This window comes from Acidovorax temperans, assembly GCF_006716905.1.
In the GTDB taxonomy this organism is placed as follows: domain Bacteria; phylum Pseudomonadota; class Gammaproteobacteria; order Burkholderiales; family Burkholderiaceae_C; genus Acidovorax; species Acidovorax temperans.
Genome location: NZ_VFPV01000003.1, coordinates 268,774 through 284,249 on the forward strand (window position 1 = coordinate 268,774; position 15,476 = coordinate 284,249).

General features: G+C 63.5%; 14 protein-coding genes and 2 riboswitches. Of the genes, 11 read left to right on the top strand and 3 right to left on the bottom strand.

The genetic code is table 11. The features are described 5' to 3' along the window. The first annotated feature begins 64 nt into the window (after window positions 1-64). Complete coding sequence (locus BDD18_RS16090; RefSeq protein WP_142084402.1) at window positions 65-640, top strand: peroxidase-related enzyme; 576 nt, start codon at window positions 65-67, stop codon at window positions 638-640. A gap of 80 nt (window positions 641-720) precedes the next feature. Here BDD18_RS16090 and BDD18_RS16095 read toward each other — a convergent pair whose 3' ends face one another. Together BDD18_RS16095 and BDD18_RS16100 are read right to left on the bottom strand one after the other, a co-directional pair. Next, complete coding sequence (locus tag BDD18_RS16095) at window positions 721-1,146, bottom strand: acyl-CoA thioesterase (protein ID WP_008906245.1); 426 nt, start codon at window positions 1,144-1,146, stop codon at window positions 721-723. After that, window positions 1,143-1,925 carry an SDR family oxidoreductase gene (locus BDD18_RS16100; protein ID WP_142084404.1) on the bottom strand — a complete coding sequence of 261 codons (783 nt, stop codon included), beginning with the start codon at window positions 1,923-1,925 and terminating at the stop codon, window positions 1,143-1,145. The genes BDD18_RS16095 and BDD18_RS16100 overlap by 4 nt, the downstream gene beginning before the upstream one ends. Before the next feature lie 143 nt (window positions 1,926-2,068). Between BDD18_RS16100 and BDD18_RS16105 the strand changes: the two genes are divergently transcribed. The 4 genes from BDD18_RS16105 (at window position 2,069) to BDD18_RS16120 (ending at window position 6,767) form a co-directional block, all read left to right on the top strand. Next, the gene (locus tag BDD18_RS16105) at window positions 2,069-3,769 is read left to right on the top strand and encodes an electron transfer flavoprotein-ubiquinone oxidoreductase (protein WP_142084406.1); all 1,701 of its coding nucleotides are present in this window, start codon (window positions 2,069-2,071) and stop codon (window positions 3,767-3,769) included. Between the two features lie 216 nt (window positions 3,770-3,985). Then, window positions 3,986-4,957 carry an ABC transporter substrate-binding protein gene (locus BDD18_RS16110; protein WP_142084408.1) on the top strand — a complete coding sequence of 324 codons (972 nt, stop codon included), beginning with the start codon at window positions 3,986-3,988 and terminating at the stop codon, window positions 4,955-4,957. Window positions 4,958-5,059: 102 nt separating this feature from the next. Beyond that, window positions 5,060-5,950, top strand: coding sequence for an ABC transporter permease (locus BDD18_RS16115; RefSeq protein WP_142084410.1), 891 nt, complete (start codon window positions 5,060-5,062; stop codon window positions 5,948-5,950). 22 nt (window positions 5,951-5,972) lie between these two features. Further along, window positions 5,973-6,767, top strand: a complete 795-nt coding sequence (locus BDD18_RS16120; protein WP_044402011.1) for an ABC transporter ATP-binding protein — start codon at window positions 5,973-5,975, stop codon at window positions 6,765-6,767. A 96-nt stretch (window positions 6,768-6,863) separates the two neighbouring features. Here the strand turns inward: BDD18_RS16120 and BDD18_RS16125 are convergent, their stop codons facing one another. Continuing rightward, on the bottom strand, window positions 6,864-7,319 hold the full coding sequence (locus tag BDD18_RS16125; protein WP_044402098.1) for an Lrp/AsnC family transcriptional regulator: 456 nt from the start codon (window positions 7,317-7,319) through the stop codon (window positions 6,864-6,866). A gap of 344 nt (window positions 7,320-7,663) precedes the next feature. Here BDD18_RS16125 and BDD18_RS16130 point away from each other — a divergent pair, with 344 nt between their 5' ends. The 6 genes from BDD18_RS16130 (at window position 7,664) to gcvP (ending at window position 15,459) form a co-directional block, all read left to right on the top strand. After that, entirely contained in the window at window positions 7,664-8,635 is a 972-nt protein-coding gene (locus BDD18_RS16130; protein ID WP_044402008.1) for a TRAP transporter substrate-binding protein, read from the top strand. Window positions 8,636-8,715: 80 nt separating this feature from the next. Continuing rightward, window positions 8,716-9,210, top strand: coding sequence for a TRAP transporter small permease (locus BDD18_RS16135; protein WP_142084412.1), 495 nt, complete (start codon window positions 8,716-8,718; stop codon window positions 9,208-9,210). Further along, window positions 9,207-10,484, top strand: coding sequence for a TRAP transporter large permease (locus tag BDD18_RS16140; RefSeq protein ID WP_142084413.1), 1,278 nt, complete (start codon window positions 9,207-9,209; stop codon window positions 10,482-10,484). Before BDD18_RS16135 ends, BDD18_RS16140 begins: the two co-directional genes overlap by 4 nt. Before the next feature lie 8 nt (window positions 10,485-10,492). Beyond that, a riboswitch (glycine riboswitch) is annotated at window positions 10,493-10,598 on the top strand. A gap of 13 nt (window positions 10,599-10,611) precedes the next feature. After that, window positions 10,612-10,737: riboswitch (glycine riboswitch) on the top strand. Between the two features lie 47 nt (window positions 10,738-10,784). Further along, window positions 10,785-11,951 carry a glycine cleavage system aminomethyltransferase GcvT gene (gcvT, locus tag BDD18_RS16145; RefSeq protein WP_142084415.1) on the top strand — a complete coding sequence of 389 codons (1,167 nt, stop codon included), beginning with the start codon at window positions 10,785-10,787 and terminating at the stop codon, window positions 11,949-11,951. Between the two features lie 107 nt (window positions 11,952-12,058). Then, on the top strand, window positions 12,059-12,433 hold the full coding sequence (gcvH, locus tag BDD18_RS16150) for a glycine cleavage system protein GcvH (protein WP_142084417.1): 375 nt from the start codon (window positions 12,059-12,061) through the stop codon (window positions 12,431-12,433). A 125-nt stretch (window positions 12,434-12,558) separates the two neighbouring features. Further along, entirely contained in the window at window positions 12,559-15,459 is a 2,901-nt protein-coding gene (gcvP, locus tag BDD18_RS16155) for an aminomethyl-transferring glycine dehydrogenase (RefSeq protein WP_142084418.1), read from the top strand. Window positions 15,460-15,476 lie beyond the last annotated feature (17 nt).

Sequence of the window (15,476 nt, forward strand, 5' to 3'; positions counted from 1 at the left end):
TGGCGGTGCGGGGGCTTTTTCATGGCTATGCTGGAGCCCTGACATTCGTAAGGAGACAACCCCCATGGCCGCGCGCTACCCTTTTCCCGATCTGAACACCCTGCCCGAGGACATCCGCACCCGCTTCCTTGAGGTGCAGGAGAAGGCGGGCTTCATCCCCAACGTGTTTCTGGCGTTTGCGCGCCGCCCGGCCGAGTGGCGGGCGTTTTTCGCCTACCACGACGCACTCATGCTCAAGGAAGAAGGCAGCCTGACCAAGGGCGAGCGCGAGATGATCGTCACTGCCACCAGCGCGGCCAACCAGTGCCTGTATTGCGTGGTGGCGCATGGCGCGATCCTGCGCATCTACGAGAAAAAACCGTTTGTGGCCGACCAGGTGGCTGTGAACCACCGCAAGGCCGACATCACGCCGCGCCAGCGTGCCATGCTCGACTTTGCGATGAAGGTCTGCCAGCGCTCGCACGAGGTGGAGGACGCCGACTTCACCGCCCTGCACGCCCATGGCTTTGACGACGAGGACATCTGGGACATCGCGGCCATCACGGCGTTCTTTGGCCTGTCCAACCGCATGGCCAGCTTTGCGGGCATGCAGCCCAATCCCGAGTTCTATCTGATGGGTCGGGTGCCCAAGCAGAAGTGATCAGCACGACACAATTGCTGCATTTTTGATAGCTGCCAGCGCTTATCCATAAAGCGCTGGAGCCCTATTTCACTAAATTTTCAGTCCGCCGTCACCAACGTCCGCATCCAGTCCGGCAGCGGCGCCGCCTTCTGCTGCGGGAAGTCCACCCAGATGGTGGTGGCACCACCGGCCGCACAGATGACGCCCGGCTGGTCCACCCGCTCCATCGTGCCCCAGGTCTCGAACGTGGTACGGCCCGGGTCGCTCACGTAGAATTTGAGCAGCACATCGGCGGGGTATTCGAGCTGCTTGTAGAAGTTGCAGAACGCATTGACGATGACCGGCCCCTGCCCGCGCGGGTCGGGGTTGCAGCCCACCGACACCATCCAGTCGATGCGGGCCGTTTCCAGGTAGCGAAAGTAGACGGTGTTGTTGACATGGCCCATGGCGTCCATGTCGCCCCAGCGAACCGGGAAGCGTGTCTCAAAAACGAGCTTTTTGACCTCGGGGATTTCGATCTTCATACCGCGAAGCCGTCGTCCGCCGCAATCACCGCGCCATTGATGAAATGGCTCTGGTCACTGGCCAGCATGACCAGCAGTGCGTCCAGGTCCTGCGGCTGGCCTACGCGCTTGCGCGGCAGCATGTCCATGAGCTTCTTGCCCTGCTCGGTCTGCCAGTGGTGGTGGTTGATTTCGGTGTCGATGTAGCCAGGGCAAATGGCATTCACGTTGATGCCGAACTTGCCCCACTCCAAGGCCATGGCCTTGGTCATCTGCACCACGGCGGCCTTGCTCATGCAGTAGGCGCCGATCTGCGGCAGCACCTTCAGGCCCGCCATCGACGCAATGTTGATGATGCGACCGCCCGTGAAGCTGCCCGGCGCGGCACCGCGCGAGCGGGCCAGCATGCGCTTGCCCACCTCTTGCGCCACAAAAAAGGCGCCCTTCACGTTGGTGTCGAAGATGAAGTCGTAATCCTCGGGCGTCACGTCCTGAATGCGCTGGGTCGTGCTCACGCCCGAGTTGTTGACCAGGATGTCAATCGAACCCATCTCGGTCTCGGCGTGCGCCACGGCGGATTTGATGGAATCGTGGTCCGTCACGTCCAGCTCCACCACATGGGCGTCACCGCCCTCGCCTTCGATGCGGGCGCGCAGCTCCTTGAGCTTTTCGATGCGGCGGCTGGCCAGCACCACGCCCGCACCCGCACGGGCCAGGGTGCGCGCGAATTGAGCGCCCAGGCCGCTGGAAGCGCCGGTCACGAAGGCCACGCGGCCAGACAGGTCGATGCTGTATGCCATTTGAATTTCCTCCAAATTCCGAAAAATAGAACGATCGTTCGATTGTGTGCGTTCGCTTGCATACAATCAGTCCCCAGCCAGACAGTGGACGCACCATTGCCGGTAGAAAATCAAACCATTATCAAACGCCCGACGAGACGCTCATGACAAACGAAGAAATTCTTGCCCAGTACGGTCCCCGCGAATCCATGGAGTACGACGTGGTGGTCGTGGGCGGTGGCCCTGCCGGTCTGTCGACAGCCATTCGCCTCAAGCAACTGGCTGCTGAAAACGGCAAGGATGTGTCCGTGGTCGTGCTGGAAAAAGGCTCTGAGGCCGGCGCGCACATTCTCTCGGGCGCCATCATGGACCCCAAGGCCCTGACCGAGCTGATCCCCGACTGGAAGGCCAAGGGCGCCCCGCTGAACCAGCCGGTGACCGACGATGCCTACATCTTCCTGAGCAAGAAGTCGGGCTTTCGCGTGCCCAACCCGCTGCTGCCCCCCTTTGCACACAACCACGGCAACTACATCGTGAGCCTGGGCGCCGTCACCAAGTGGCTGGCCGAGCAGGCCGAAGCCCTGGGCGTGGAAATCTTCCCCGGCTTCGCGGCGGCTGAGGTGCTGTACAACGAAGACGGCTCGGTGCGCGGCGTGGCCACGGGCAACCTGGGCATCAGCAAGGAAGGCGAGCCTACCGACAACTTCCAGCTGGGCATGGAATTGCTGGGCAAGTACACCGTGTTTGCCGAAGGCGCACGCGGCCACCTGGGCAAGCAGCTGATTTCCAAGTACCACCTGGACGAAGGCCGTGACCCGCAAAGCTTCGGCATCGGCATCAAGGAACTGTGGGAAATCGACCCCAAGCGCCACCAGCCCGGCTTTGTGATGCACACCGCTGGCTGGCCCATGGAGAACGACACCTACGGCGGTGCGTTCCTGTACCACCTGGAAGGCAACAAGGTCGCCGTCGGTTTTGTGACGGGTCTGGGCTATTCCAACCCCTACCTCAGCCCGTTTGAAGAATTCCAGCGCTGGAAGACGCACCCCAACGTCCGCTACTACTTCGAGAACGAAAAGGGCGAAGTCACCGCCAAACGCCTGTCGTACGGCGCGCGCGCCATCAACGCCAGCGGCATCAACGCGCTGCCCAAGACGGTGTTCCCCGGCGGCGCACTGGTGGGCTGCAATGCGGGTTACCTCAACGTGGGCCGCATCAAGGGCAGCCACGCCGCCATCAAGACCGGCATGCTGGCGGCCGAAGCCGCCTATGAAGCGGTGGTGGCAGGCCGCCAGCACGACGAGCTGAGCGCCTACCCCAAGGCGTTTGAAGCCAGCTGGCTGCACACCGAGCTGAACAAGGACCGCAACTTCAAGAACTGGTTCAAGTACGGCCTGACCACCGCCACGCTGATGAACGGCTTTGAACAATTCGTGCTGCGCGGCCATATCCCCTGGACGCTGCACCGCGACAAGCCCGACCACGCCTACCTGAAGCCTGCAGCGCAGTGCAAACCCATCGACTACCCCAAGCCCGATGGCAAGCTGACGTTTGACCGCCTCTCCAGCGTGTTCATCAGCAACACCAACCACGAAGAGAACCAGCCTGCGCACTTGACGCTGAAAGATGCCAGCGTGCCGGTGAAGATCAACCTGGCGAAGTACGCCGGTCCCGAGGCACGCTACTGCCCGGCCGGGGTGTACGAGTTTGTGCCCGACACGTCCAAGGGCGGCGATGCCCAGCGCCTGCAGATCAACGCGCAAAACTGTGTGCACTGCAAGACCTGCGACATCAAGGACCCCACGCAGAACATCGTGTGGGTGACGCCCGAAGGCGGTGGCGGCCCGAACTACGCGGGCATGTAAGCCTGCAAAAACCATAGCGCATTGCGCTTAACGGGCCTGCCTTGCAGGCCCTTTTTCTTTGGATAACCGATGGCGGCACGAATAGCAGAGCACCCGCGTGGGACGGCTGCCGCCAGCAGGCGGCCCGCCAGGCCCAGCGAAGTAAACTCATGGGCTGGCCCCAACGCAGCCTCACCGGGGCCCGCGGTATCTCTCCTCCTCAGAAAGTCCCCGAAGATGAACTTGAAGCAATTGCCCTGGATGTCCTTGGGCGCCCTCGCCCTGGCCGTAGCCGCCATCTCCCCCGCCAGCGCACAGCAAAAATCTGTGGCCGTGACGGCCATCGTGGAACACCCTGCCCTTGACTCGGTTCGCGACGGCGTGCAGGCAGCCCTGAAAAAGGCAGGCTTCGAGTCCGGCAAAAACCTGAAGTGGCAGTACCAAAGCGCCCAGGGCAACACCGGCACCGCTGCGCAAATCGCCCGCAAGTTCGTGGGTGACAATCCCGACGCCATCGTGGCCATTGCCACGCCCTCGGCCCAGGCCGTGATTGCATCGACCAAGACGGTGCCCGTGGTCTTCTCCGCCGTGACCGACCCCGTCGCCGCCAAGCTGGTCAAGGACTGGGAGCCATCGCGCGGCAACGTGACTGGCGTGTCGGATCTGCTGGCTCTGGACAAGCAGATGGAACTGGTCAAGCAGGTGGTGCCCAACGCCAAGCGCGTGGGCGTGGTCTACAACCCCGGCGAAGCCAACTCGGTGGTCGTGGTCAAGCAATTGCAGACCCTGTTGCCCAAGCTGGGCATGACGCTGGTGGAAGCCGCAGCGCCCCGCTCGGTGGATGTGAGCAGCGCCGCACGCAGCCTGATCGGCAAGGTCGATGTGATCTACACCAGCACCGACAACAACGTGGTGTCGGCCTACGAAGCGCTGGTGAAGGTCGGCCAGGACGCCAAGATCCCGCTGGTGGCATCCGACACCGACAGCGTCAAGCGCGGCGCCATCGCCGCCTTCGGCATCAACTACCGCGACCTGGGCGAGCAGACCGGCCGCATGGTGGCGCGCATCCTCAAGGGCGAAAAGCCTGGCGACATCAAGCCCGAGATCAGCACCAAGATGGAGCTGTTCGTGAACCCCGGCGCTGCCGAAAAGCAGGGCGTGAAGCTGTCCGACGCGCTGGTCAAGTCGGCCGCGCAAGTGGTGCAGTAAGCACCCCGTGCTGCAGGGCTGGGCGCATGCCCGGCCCCTCCGGCAGGAGCCATGCACCGCGTGGCTCCTGCTTTGTTTTTCCCCTTGCTGGCCCCGCTGCCCATGTCCTTCTTTTCCCTGCTCGGCGCCGTTGAAATCGGCCTGATCTTCAGCCTGGTGGCCCTGGGCGTTTTCATTTCGTTCCGGCTGCTGCGTTTTCCCGATCTCACGGTGGATGGCAGCTTCCCGCTGGGCGGCGCCGTCTGCGCCATTCTGATTTCCACCGGCACCAACGCCTGGGTGGCCACACTGGCTGCCACGGCGGCTGGCGCCGTGGCCGGGCTGATCACCGGCTGGCTCAACGTCAAGCTCAAGATCATGGACCTGCTGGCCAGCATATTGATGATGATTGCGCTGTACTCCATCAACCTGCGCATCATGGGCGGGCCCAACGTGCCCCTGATCAACGACCCCACGCTGTTCGTGCTGCTGCAGCCCGAAGGCATGCAGGACTACATTGCGCGCCCGCTGATCCTCGCCGTCATCGTGGTGGCCGCCAAGCTGCTGCTGGACTGGTTTTTCGCCACCGAACGGGGCCTGGCCATCCGCGCCACCGGCTCAAATGCCCGCATGGCCCGCGCCCAGGGCGTGAACACCGGCGCCATGCTGCTGCTGGGCATGGCCATCTCCAACGGGCTGGTGGGCCTGGCGGGTGCGCTGTTTGCGCAAACGCAGGGCGGCTCCGACATTTCCATGGGCATCGGCACCATCGTCATCGGGCTGGCTGCCGTGATCGTGGGCGAGAGCATCCTGCCCTCGCGCCGCCTGATCTATGCCACGCTGGCGGTCATCATCGGCGCCATCGCCTACCGCTTCTTCATTGCTCTGGCGCTCAACAGCGACTTCATCGGCCTCAAGGCACAAGACCTGAACCTGGTCACCGCCGTGCTGGTGGCCGTGGCGCTGGTGATTCCGCAGCTCAAGCGCAAGTTCGCCAAGCGCAAGCCGTCCTGAACCCGCGCACCGAAAGAGCCCCATGCTGAGCGCCCAACACCTCGAAATCACCTTCAACCCCGGCACACCGATCGAAACCCGCGCCCTGCGCGGCATGTCGCTGGACATTCCGGCCGGGCAGTTCGTCACCGTCATCGGCTCCAATGGCGCCGGCAAGTCCACCTTTTTGAACGCCATCTCGGGCGACCAGACGGTGGACAGCGGCCGCATCGCCATCGATGGCGTGGACGTCACGCGCATGCCCGTGTGGGCCCGTGCCGAGCGCGTGGCCCGCGTGTTCCAGGACCCGATGGCGGGCACCTGCGAAGACCTCACCATCGAAGAAAACATGGCACTGGCGCAGCGCCGTGGCAGCTTCCGCAACCTGGGCCGCGCCGTCAAGGCATCGATGCGCGAGGGCTTTCGCGAGCGCCTGGCCACACTGGGCCTGGGGCTAGAAAACCGCCTGACTGACCGCATCGGCCTGCTCTCGGGCGGCCAGCGCCAGGCCGTGAGCCTGCTGATGGCGGCGCTGCAGCCCTCGCGCATCCTGCTGCTCGACGAGCACACCGCCGCACTCGACCCGCGCACCGCCGACTTCGTGCTGCGCCTGACCGAACGCATCGTGGCCGAACAGAAGCTCACCACCATGATGGTCACGCACAGCATGCGCCAGGCGCTGGATGTGGGCGACCGCACGGTGATGCTGCACCAGGGCCAGGTGGTGCTGGATGTGTCGGGCGAAGAGCGCAAGCGCCTGGATGTGCCCGACCTGCTGCAGATGTTCGAGAAGGTGCGCGGCGAAAAGCTGGCCGACGACGCGTTGCTGCTGGGCTGACAGCAGCCAGCCATCCCACCAAAACGCTACTGAATTGATAGCTGCTGGCGCTTACTGGGTAAGCGCCAGCAGCTATTTTTGTTCATAACGCCCCCATTACACGCCCAACGGCAGGTCTGCCTTTTTCAGCGTGCGCAGCACAAAGCTCGATCGGCTGTGGCGGATGCCCTTGATCTTGTAGAGCTTCTCACGCAGCAGGCGCTCGTAGTCGCGCGTGTCTTTCACCACGATGCGCAGCAGGTAGTCGTAGTCGCCCGACACCAGGTGCGCCTCGATCACCTCCGGGATGCTGGCCAGCGTCTCACCAAATTTCTCCAGCGTGTTGTCTGAATGGCTGTCGAGCGTGACCTGCACCAGCACCGTATCGGCCAAGTCCAGCGCCTGCGGGTTGATGCGCACCGTGTAGCCCTGGATCACCCCGGCCTCCTCCATCTTCTTGATGCGCCCCCAGCAAGGCGAAGGGCTCAGCCCCACGGCCTGCCCAATCTCTTGCAGGCTGGCTCGGGCGTCGGCCTGCAATACAGCGAGAATTTTTCGATCAATCTTGTCCATGGCAGCCATTATTCCGCCACGGACACCAAATCAGAAGATATTTCTGTTTTATTCAAAATTTGAAGACAAAACAGAAAACAAAACCGGGGCGCGGTCTGCATACTCACTGCATCAAGGCGCTCTTACCGGAGCCGCCCCAACTGCCAAGGCCCCGGCTGGTTACCGCCAGCACGGGGCGCTTGCCATTTGGGGCCCACTGCACTGCAGGGCAGACTGCTCAGTTGCCCAGGCGACTGATAAGCACACTTACCAGCACAAACCCCGATGCTCTGGCGCGACAGAGGCCAACATAATGGGCCTGTACCGGCGCGCCACCGTGGCTGCGCCCCACCACAGGAGACACCATGCAATTGACCAAACTCGTCGTCGGCCTGAGCCTTGCTTTGGGCTTTGTTGCCACAGCGGCCGCACAGACCACCATGCGCATCAGCATCTCTACGGCCCAGAACTCGCACCAGGGCGTGGCCATCGACACGTTTGCCAAGGAAGTGGAAAAGCGCACGGGCGGCCGCTACAAGGTTCAAACCTTCTACAACGGCGCACTGGGCGGTGAGCGCGAATCCATCGAAGCTGTGCAGCTGGGCACGCAAGAGCTGGCCTTCAGCTCCAGCGGCCCCATCCCCAACTTTGTGCCCGAGACCAAAATCCTCGACGTACCCTTCCTCTTCCGCGACAAGGCCCATGCCCGCGCGGTGCTCGATGGCCCCATCGGCCAAGAGCTGCTGGCCAAGTTTGACGCCAAGGGCTTCAAGGCCCTGGCTTGGGCAGAAAACGGCTTCCGTCACATGACGAACAGTAAGCGTTCGGTAAACGGCCCTGAAGACCTCAAGGGCCTGAAGATGCGCACCATGGAGAACCCCGTGCACATCGCCGCCTACAAGGGCTTTGGCATCATCACCACGCCCATGGCCTTCCCTGAAGTGTTCACTGCCCTGCAGCAAGGTACGGTGGACGGCCAGGAGAACCCGCTGCCCGTGATCATCTCGGCCAAGTTCGACCAGGTGCAAAAGCACTTGACGCTGACGGGCCACGTCTACTCGCCCTGCATCTTCGTGATGAACAAGGCCGCGTTTGACAAGCTCAGCGCTGCAGACAAGCAGGCCTTCATCGACGCCGCCAAGGAAGGCACCAAGGCCAACCGCGCCCGTGTGGACGAAGACGACGCCAAGGGCGTTGCCGACCTGCGCGCCAAGGGCATGACAGTGGTGGACAACCCCGACAAGGCCAAGTTTGTGGCGGCACTGGCCCCAGTGAACGCCGAGTTTGAAAAGCAGTTCGGCAAGGCCACGCTCGACAAGATCCGTGCCGTGAAGTAATCGCATGGCCCTGGCGTTTTCGCTACACAAATCATAGCTAGCACCGCCCGTTGGCATTGCGCCAACGGGCTTTTTCATTCATGAAAAAAACCTTCCTTCAAATAGAGCGGTGGACCACCGGCGCAGCCATGGCAGCGGCCTGCCTGATGCTGGCCATCGCCTCGTCGCTGGGCATGTTCCAGATCGTGATGCGCTTCGTGCTGGAGCAGCCTGCCGAGTGGACCGAGGTGCTCATCCGCTTCAGCCTCATCTGGATGGTGTTTCTGGCCATTCCCGCCGCCTTTCGCCAAGGGGCGATGGTGAGCGTGGACGTCCTCTACCGCTGGAGCCCGCCAGCCCTGCGCCGCGTGCTGGATGCGGTGGTGAGCCTGGCCGCGCTGGCGTTGATTGCCGTGATCGTCTGGTTTGGCTGGGACTATGCCAAGCGCGGCGGTGTGCAGACCATGGCGGGGCTGGAATCGGTGTCCATGTTCTGGGCCTATTTGGCGCTGCCTGTGGGTGGGCTGTTCAGCGCCGTAGGAATCATCGGCAACTGGATTGACCCCCAACGCCAGGAACTGGAGACAGCGCAATGACCACCACCATGCTTTTCACCATGGTGTTGTGCTTTGCACTCACCGTCTCGGTGGCCGTGTCCATCGGGCTTGCGTCCATTCTGGGCATTCAGGTGTCCAACGCCAACATGCTGATCTCGGTGAAGGAAATGTTCGCCTCGATCAACAAGTTTCCGCTGGCGGCCATTCCATTCTTCATTCTGGCCGGCAACCTGATGGAAACCGGCGGCATCTCGCGCCGCCTGGTGGAATTTGCCAAGAGCATTGTGGGCGGCGTGCAAGGCGGCCTGCCCATGACCTGCGTGCTCACCTGCATGATCTTTGCCGCCGTGTCGGGCTCGTCGGTGGCCACCACGTTTGCGATTGGCGCCATCCTCATCCCGGCGCTCATCAAGCACGGCTACCCCACCAGCTACGCAGCAGCCCTGCAGGCCACCAGTGCCGAGCTGGGCGTGATCATTCCACCCTCCATCCCCATGATTCTTTACGGCGTGAGCGCCGAAGTGTCGATTGGCGAGCTGTTCATCGCGGGCTTTGGCCCCGGCATCCTCATCAGCCTGGCGCTGATGGCGTTTGTGTGGGTGTACTGCAAGATCAAAGGCTGGGGCAAGAACGATGGCGATGGGCGCCTGTCCTTTGGCAAGGCCACGTTGCAGGCGGGCTGGGCACTGCTCATGCCGGTCATCATCCTGGGCGGCATCTATGGCGGCGTGTTCACTCCCACCGAAGCCTCGGCCGTGGCGGTGTTCTATGCACTCATCGTGGGCGTGGTGATCTACCGCGAGATCAAGGTGAAAGACCTGTACGCCATCCTGCGCAAGTCGGCTCTCTCGTCGGCGGTGATCATGTTCATCATTGCCAACGCCGGGCTGTTTGCCTTCCTCATCACACGCGCTGGGGTGCCCGATGCGATTGGCCGCTGGCTTGAAGCCGTGCTGCAATCGCCCGCCATGTTCCTGCTGGGCGTGAATGCTGCGCTGTTCGTCATCGGCATGTTCATCGAGACAAGCGCCGCCATCATCGTGCTGGCGCCCATCCTCGCGCCGGTGGCCATGCACTTTGGTGTGGACCCGGTGCACTTCGGGCTCATCATGGTGGTGAATCTGGCGCTGGGCATGATCACGCCGCCCTTCGGCGTGAACTTGTTTGCGGCCTGCACGGTGGCCAAGATTTCGCTCGATCGCATCGTCGGCCACCTGCTGCCGTTCGTGGGCGTGATCCTGGTATGCCTGCTGATCATCACCTATGTGCCATCGCTATCGTTGGGACTGCGCGACCTCGTCTACGCAAAGTAGGCTTACAATCGCGGCCGTCAGGAGAGAGTGCCCCACCTTCGATGAAGGCAGCGCGGCACCGCCGAAGGCGCAGGCAGCAGCCGAACGCTCAGGCAAAAGGACTGACAACCGCCCGCAGTGATGCGGGCGTTCCCTTGCTGGAGAGAGGTGGCTCGCACAGTGCGTGATGAAGCCATCCACCGAAGGAGCAAACCGCACGGCCAGCCAAGGCGCTGCGGTGAATCTCTCAGGTAAAGCGGACAGCAGGGCAAATTCCGTAACCCACCGGGTTGCGGCCCCCATTTGCCCTGGAGTCATCCTATGTCCGCAGCCTCTTCCGCACCTGCCACGCCAGCCGCTCCCCTGCTCACCACACCGCTGAACGCCCTGCACATCGAACTGGGTGCCCGCATGGTGCCGTTTGCCGGTTACTCCATGCCCGTGCAGTACCCCGCTGGCCTGATGGCCGAGCACGTACACACCCGCACCGCTGCAGGCCTGTTCGACGTGTCGCACATGGGCCAGCTCAAGCTCATCGGAGCGGATGCTGCTGCCGCGTTTGAAACGCTGATGCCTGTGGACGTGATCGACCTGCCCGTGGGCAAGCAGCGTTACGGCCTGCTGCTGACCGACGAAGGCACCATCATCGACGACCTGATGTTCTTCAACCAGGGCGTGGTGGACGGCGAGCCTACGCTGTTCGTCATCGTCAACGGCGCGTGCAAGGTGGGTGACATTGCCCACATCCAGGCCCGCATCGGCCAGCGCTGCAAGGTCGTGCCCATGCCCGACCACGCCCTGCTGGCGCTGCAAGGCCCCCAAGCTGCCACCGCCCTCGCCCGCCTGGCACCCGGCGTGGAAAAGCTGGTGTTCATGACCGGTGGCGCATTCAGCATTGCGGGCTGCGACTGCTTTGTCACCCGCAGCGGCTACACCGGCGAAGACGGTTTTGAAATCTCGGTGCCCGCAGCACAGGCCGACACCCTGGCCCGCGCCCTGCTGGCCCAGCCCGAAGTCAAGCCCATTGGCCTGGGCGCTCGCAATTCGCTGCGCCTGGAAGCCGGCTTGTGCCTGTATGGCAACGACATCGACACCACCACCACGCCACCCGAGGCCGCGTTGAACTGGGCCATCCAGAAGGTGCGCCGCACCGGCGGTGCCCGTGCAGGCGGCTTCCCCGGCGCCGACAAGGTGCTGGCCCAGATCGACAACCCCGCCACGCTGGCACGCAAGCGCGTGGGCCTGGTGGCGCTGGAGCGCGTGCCCGTGCGCGAACACACCGAACTGCAAAGCGAAGGCGGCCAGAAGATTGGCGAAGTGACCAGCGGCCTGCTGGGCCCCACCGTCAACGAACCCATCGCCATCGGCTACGTCACGCCCGCCTTCGCAGCGGTGGGCACACGCGTCAACGCCATGGTGCGCGGCAAGGCCGTGCCCATGGAAGTGCGCGCCATGCCATTCGTGCCCGCCAACTACTACCGCGGATAAGCGCCCCAAGCGCGCCACCCCCCGGCGCAGAACGGCCCGCCACAAAACGGGCCAAGCCGCTTACATTGCAGATTCCTAAACTTTTTCAATTGCTTGAGGAGCTCCCCATGACCGTCAAATTCTCCAAAGACCACGAGTGGATCAACGCCGCTGATGCCAACGCCGCTGTGGTGGGTATCACCGTGCATGCGCAAGACGCGCTGGGCGACGTGGTGTTTGTGGACCTGCCCGAAGTGGGTGCCACATTCAACCAGGGCGAAGTGGCTGGCGTGGTCGAGTCGGTGAAAGCCGCTGCAGACGTGTACATGCCCGTCACCGGCGAAATCGTGGAAGTGAACGAAGCCCTGCGAGCAGACCCGTCCCTCGCCAACAGCGACCCGCTGAACGCTGGCTGGTTCTTCAAGGTCAAGCTGGCAGACGCTGCCCAGCTCAACGACCTGATGGACGAGACCGCCTACAGCGCCTTTGCTGCCAGCGCCTGATTCTTTCACTATAAAAAACATAGCTGCCAGCGCTTATTCCTGAAGCCTTCAGAGCCAAAAACCTCTGAAACAGGAGCCGCACAGCGCGGCGGCTTTTCTTTCACCTGCCCACCCCTGCCCGCACCATGAACGCGCCCGCCCTGCCCCTGTCTGCGCTTGAGAACGCCGCCGAATTCCTGCCCCGCCACATCGGCATCGACGCAGCGGATGAAGCCCACATGCTGTCTGTGATTGGCGAGGCCTCGCGCCGCGCGCTCATCGACTCCATCGTGCCGCGCTCCATCGCGCGCACGCAGGCCATGGACCTGCCCCCGGCCACCACCGAGGCGGCAGCGCTGGCCGAGCTCAAGGCCATCGCGGGCAAGAACCAGCTGCTCAAGAGTTTTATCGGCCAGGGCTACTACGGCACGCACACGCCGGGCGTCATCCTGCGCAACATTCTGGAAAACCCCGCCTGGTACACCGCCTACACGCCCTACCAGGCTGAAATCTCCCAAGGCCGGATGGAAGCCCTGGTCAACTTCCAGACCATGGTGTGTGACCTGACGGGCATGCCCATTGCCAACGCATCCATGCTCGACGAAGCCACTGCGGCCGCCGAGGCGATGACGCTGGCCAAGCGCTCGGTCAAAAGCAAGAGCAACGTGTTCGTGGTGGCAGGCGACGCGCATCCGCAAACCATTGAAGTGATCCAGACCCGCGCCAAGCCCCTGGGCCTGGAAGTGCGACTGGCCAACTCGGCCGAAGAGTGGAACACCCTGCTGGATGGCGACTACTTCGCCGCGCTGGCCCAATACCCCGCCACCAGCGGCCGCATCGACGACCTGCGCGCTGATGTGGAAAAGGCGCACGCCAAGCAAGCCGCCTTCATCGTGGCTGCCGACCTGCTGGCCCTGACGCTGATCACGCCCCCCGGCGAACAAGGCGCCGACATCGTGGTCGGCACCACCCAGCGCTTTGGCATGCCCATGGGCGCCGGTGGCCCCCACGCCGCCTACATGGCCTGCCGCGACGAATTCAAGCGCTCGATGCCCGGCCGCCTCGTGGGTGTGAGCGTGGACGTGCATGGCAAGCCCGCTTACCGCCTGGCGCTGCAAACGCGCGAACAGCACATCCGCCGCGAAAAGGCTACCTCCAACATCTGCACTGCGCAGGTGCTGCCCGCCGTCATCGCCAGCATGTACGCCGTGTACCACGGCCCAGAAGGCCTCAAGCGCATTGCCCAGCGCGTGGCCAGCTACACCGCCATCCTGGCGCAAGGCCTGAAGCAACTGGGCGCCCCCGTGCGTGAACAAGCCAGCTTCGACACGCTGAGCCTGCACACCGGCGCCGCTACCAAAACAATAGCTGCCCGCGCTGTATCCATGGGCGCTAACCTGCGAATTTACTTTGAAGAATACCTGTGCATCTCGCTGGACGAGACCACGACACGCGCCGACATCGAGCTGCTGTGGAAGGTGTTCGCCAAAGACGGCCAGCAGCTCCCCACCTTCGACGCCTTTGAAAACGGCGTGGAGTCGCTGATCCCCGCCGCCCTGCGCCGCACCAGCAGCTACCTCACACACCCGGTGTTCAACACCCACCACTCCGAAACCGGCATGTTGCGCTACATCCGCGCGCTGTCTGACAAAGACCTGGCGCTGGACCGCAGCATGATCCCGCTGGGCTCGTGCACCATGAAGCTCAACGCCACCAGCGAGATGATCCCCATCACGTGGCCCGAGTTTGCCAACGTGCACCCCTTCGCCCCCGCTGACCAGCAGCAAGGCTACAAGGAACTGGACGAGCTGCTGCGCGCCTGGCTGTGCCAGGCCACCGGCTACGCAGGCATCAGCCTGCAGCCCAATGCGGGCTCTCAAGGCGAATACGCCGGCCTGCTGGCCATCAAGGGCTACCACGAATCGCGGGGTGAAGGCCACCGCAACATCTGCCTCATCCCCAGCAGCGCCCACGGCACCAACCCCGCCAGCGCCCAGATGGTGGGCATGCAGGTGGTGGTGACCAAGTGCGACGACAACGGTAACGTGGACATGGCCGACCTGAAGGCCAAGTGCGAACAGCACAGCGCCAATCTGGCCGCCGTGATGATCACCTACCCCAGCACGCACGGCGTGTTTGAAACCAGCGTAAAGGAACTCTGCGCCCTGGTGCACAGCCACGGCGGCCGCGTGTACGTGGACGGCGCCAACATGAACGCCCTGGTCGGCGTGGCCGCCCCCGGCGAGTTTGGGGGCGACGTCAGCCACCTGAACCTGCACAAGACCTTCTGCATTCCCCACGGCGGTGGCGGCCCCGGCGTCGGCCCCGTCTGCGTGGTGGAAGACCTGGTGCCCTTCCTGCCCGGCCATGACACCGGCGGCGTGAAGGGCGGCGTGGGTGCCGTCAGCGCCGCGCCCCTGGGCAACGCCGCCGTGCTGCCCATCAGCTGGATGTACATCCGCATGATGGGCGCCGAAGGCCTGAAGGCCGCGACCGAAACCGCCATCCTCAGCGCCAACTACATCAGCGCCCGCCTCAAGGACCACTACCCCACGCTGTACGCCAGCGAAGGCAAGGATGGAAAAAGCGGCCACGTGGCCCACGAGTGCATTCTGGACCTGCGCGGCCTCAAGGACACCAGCGGCGTGATGGCCGAAGACGTGGCCAAGCGCCTGATCGACTACGGCTTCCACGCCCCCACGCTGAGCTTCCCTGTGCCCAACACGCTGATGGTGGAGCCCACCGAGAGCGAAACCCTGTTTGAGCTGGACCGCTTCATCGACGCGATGATCTCCATCCGCGAGGAAATCCGCCAGATCGAAGCGGGCAAGCTGCCGCAGGACAACAACCCGCTCAAGAACGCGCCCCACACGGCTGAGAGCCTGCTGGGCACTGAGTGGAACCGCCCCTACACCCGCGAAGCCGCCGCCTACCCTGTGGCCGCCCTGCGCCAGTCCAAATACTGGTCGCCCGTGGGCCGGGTGGACAACGTCTACGGCGACCGCAACCTGTTCTGCAGCTGCTTGCCGGTGAGCGAATTGGCGTAAAGCCCGCTGATGCAGCG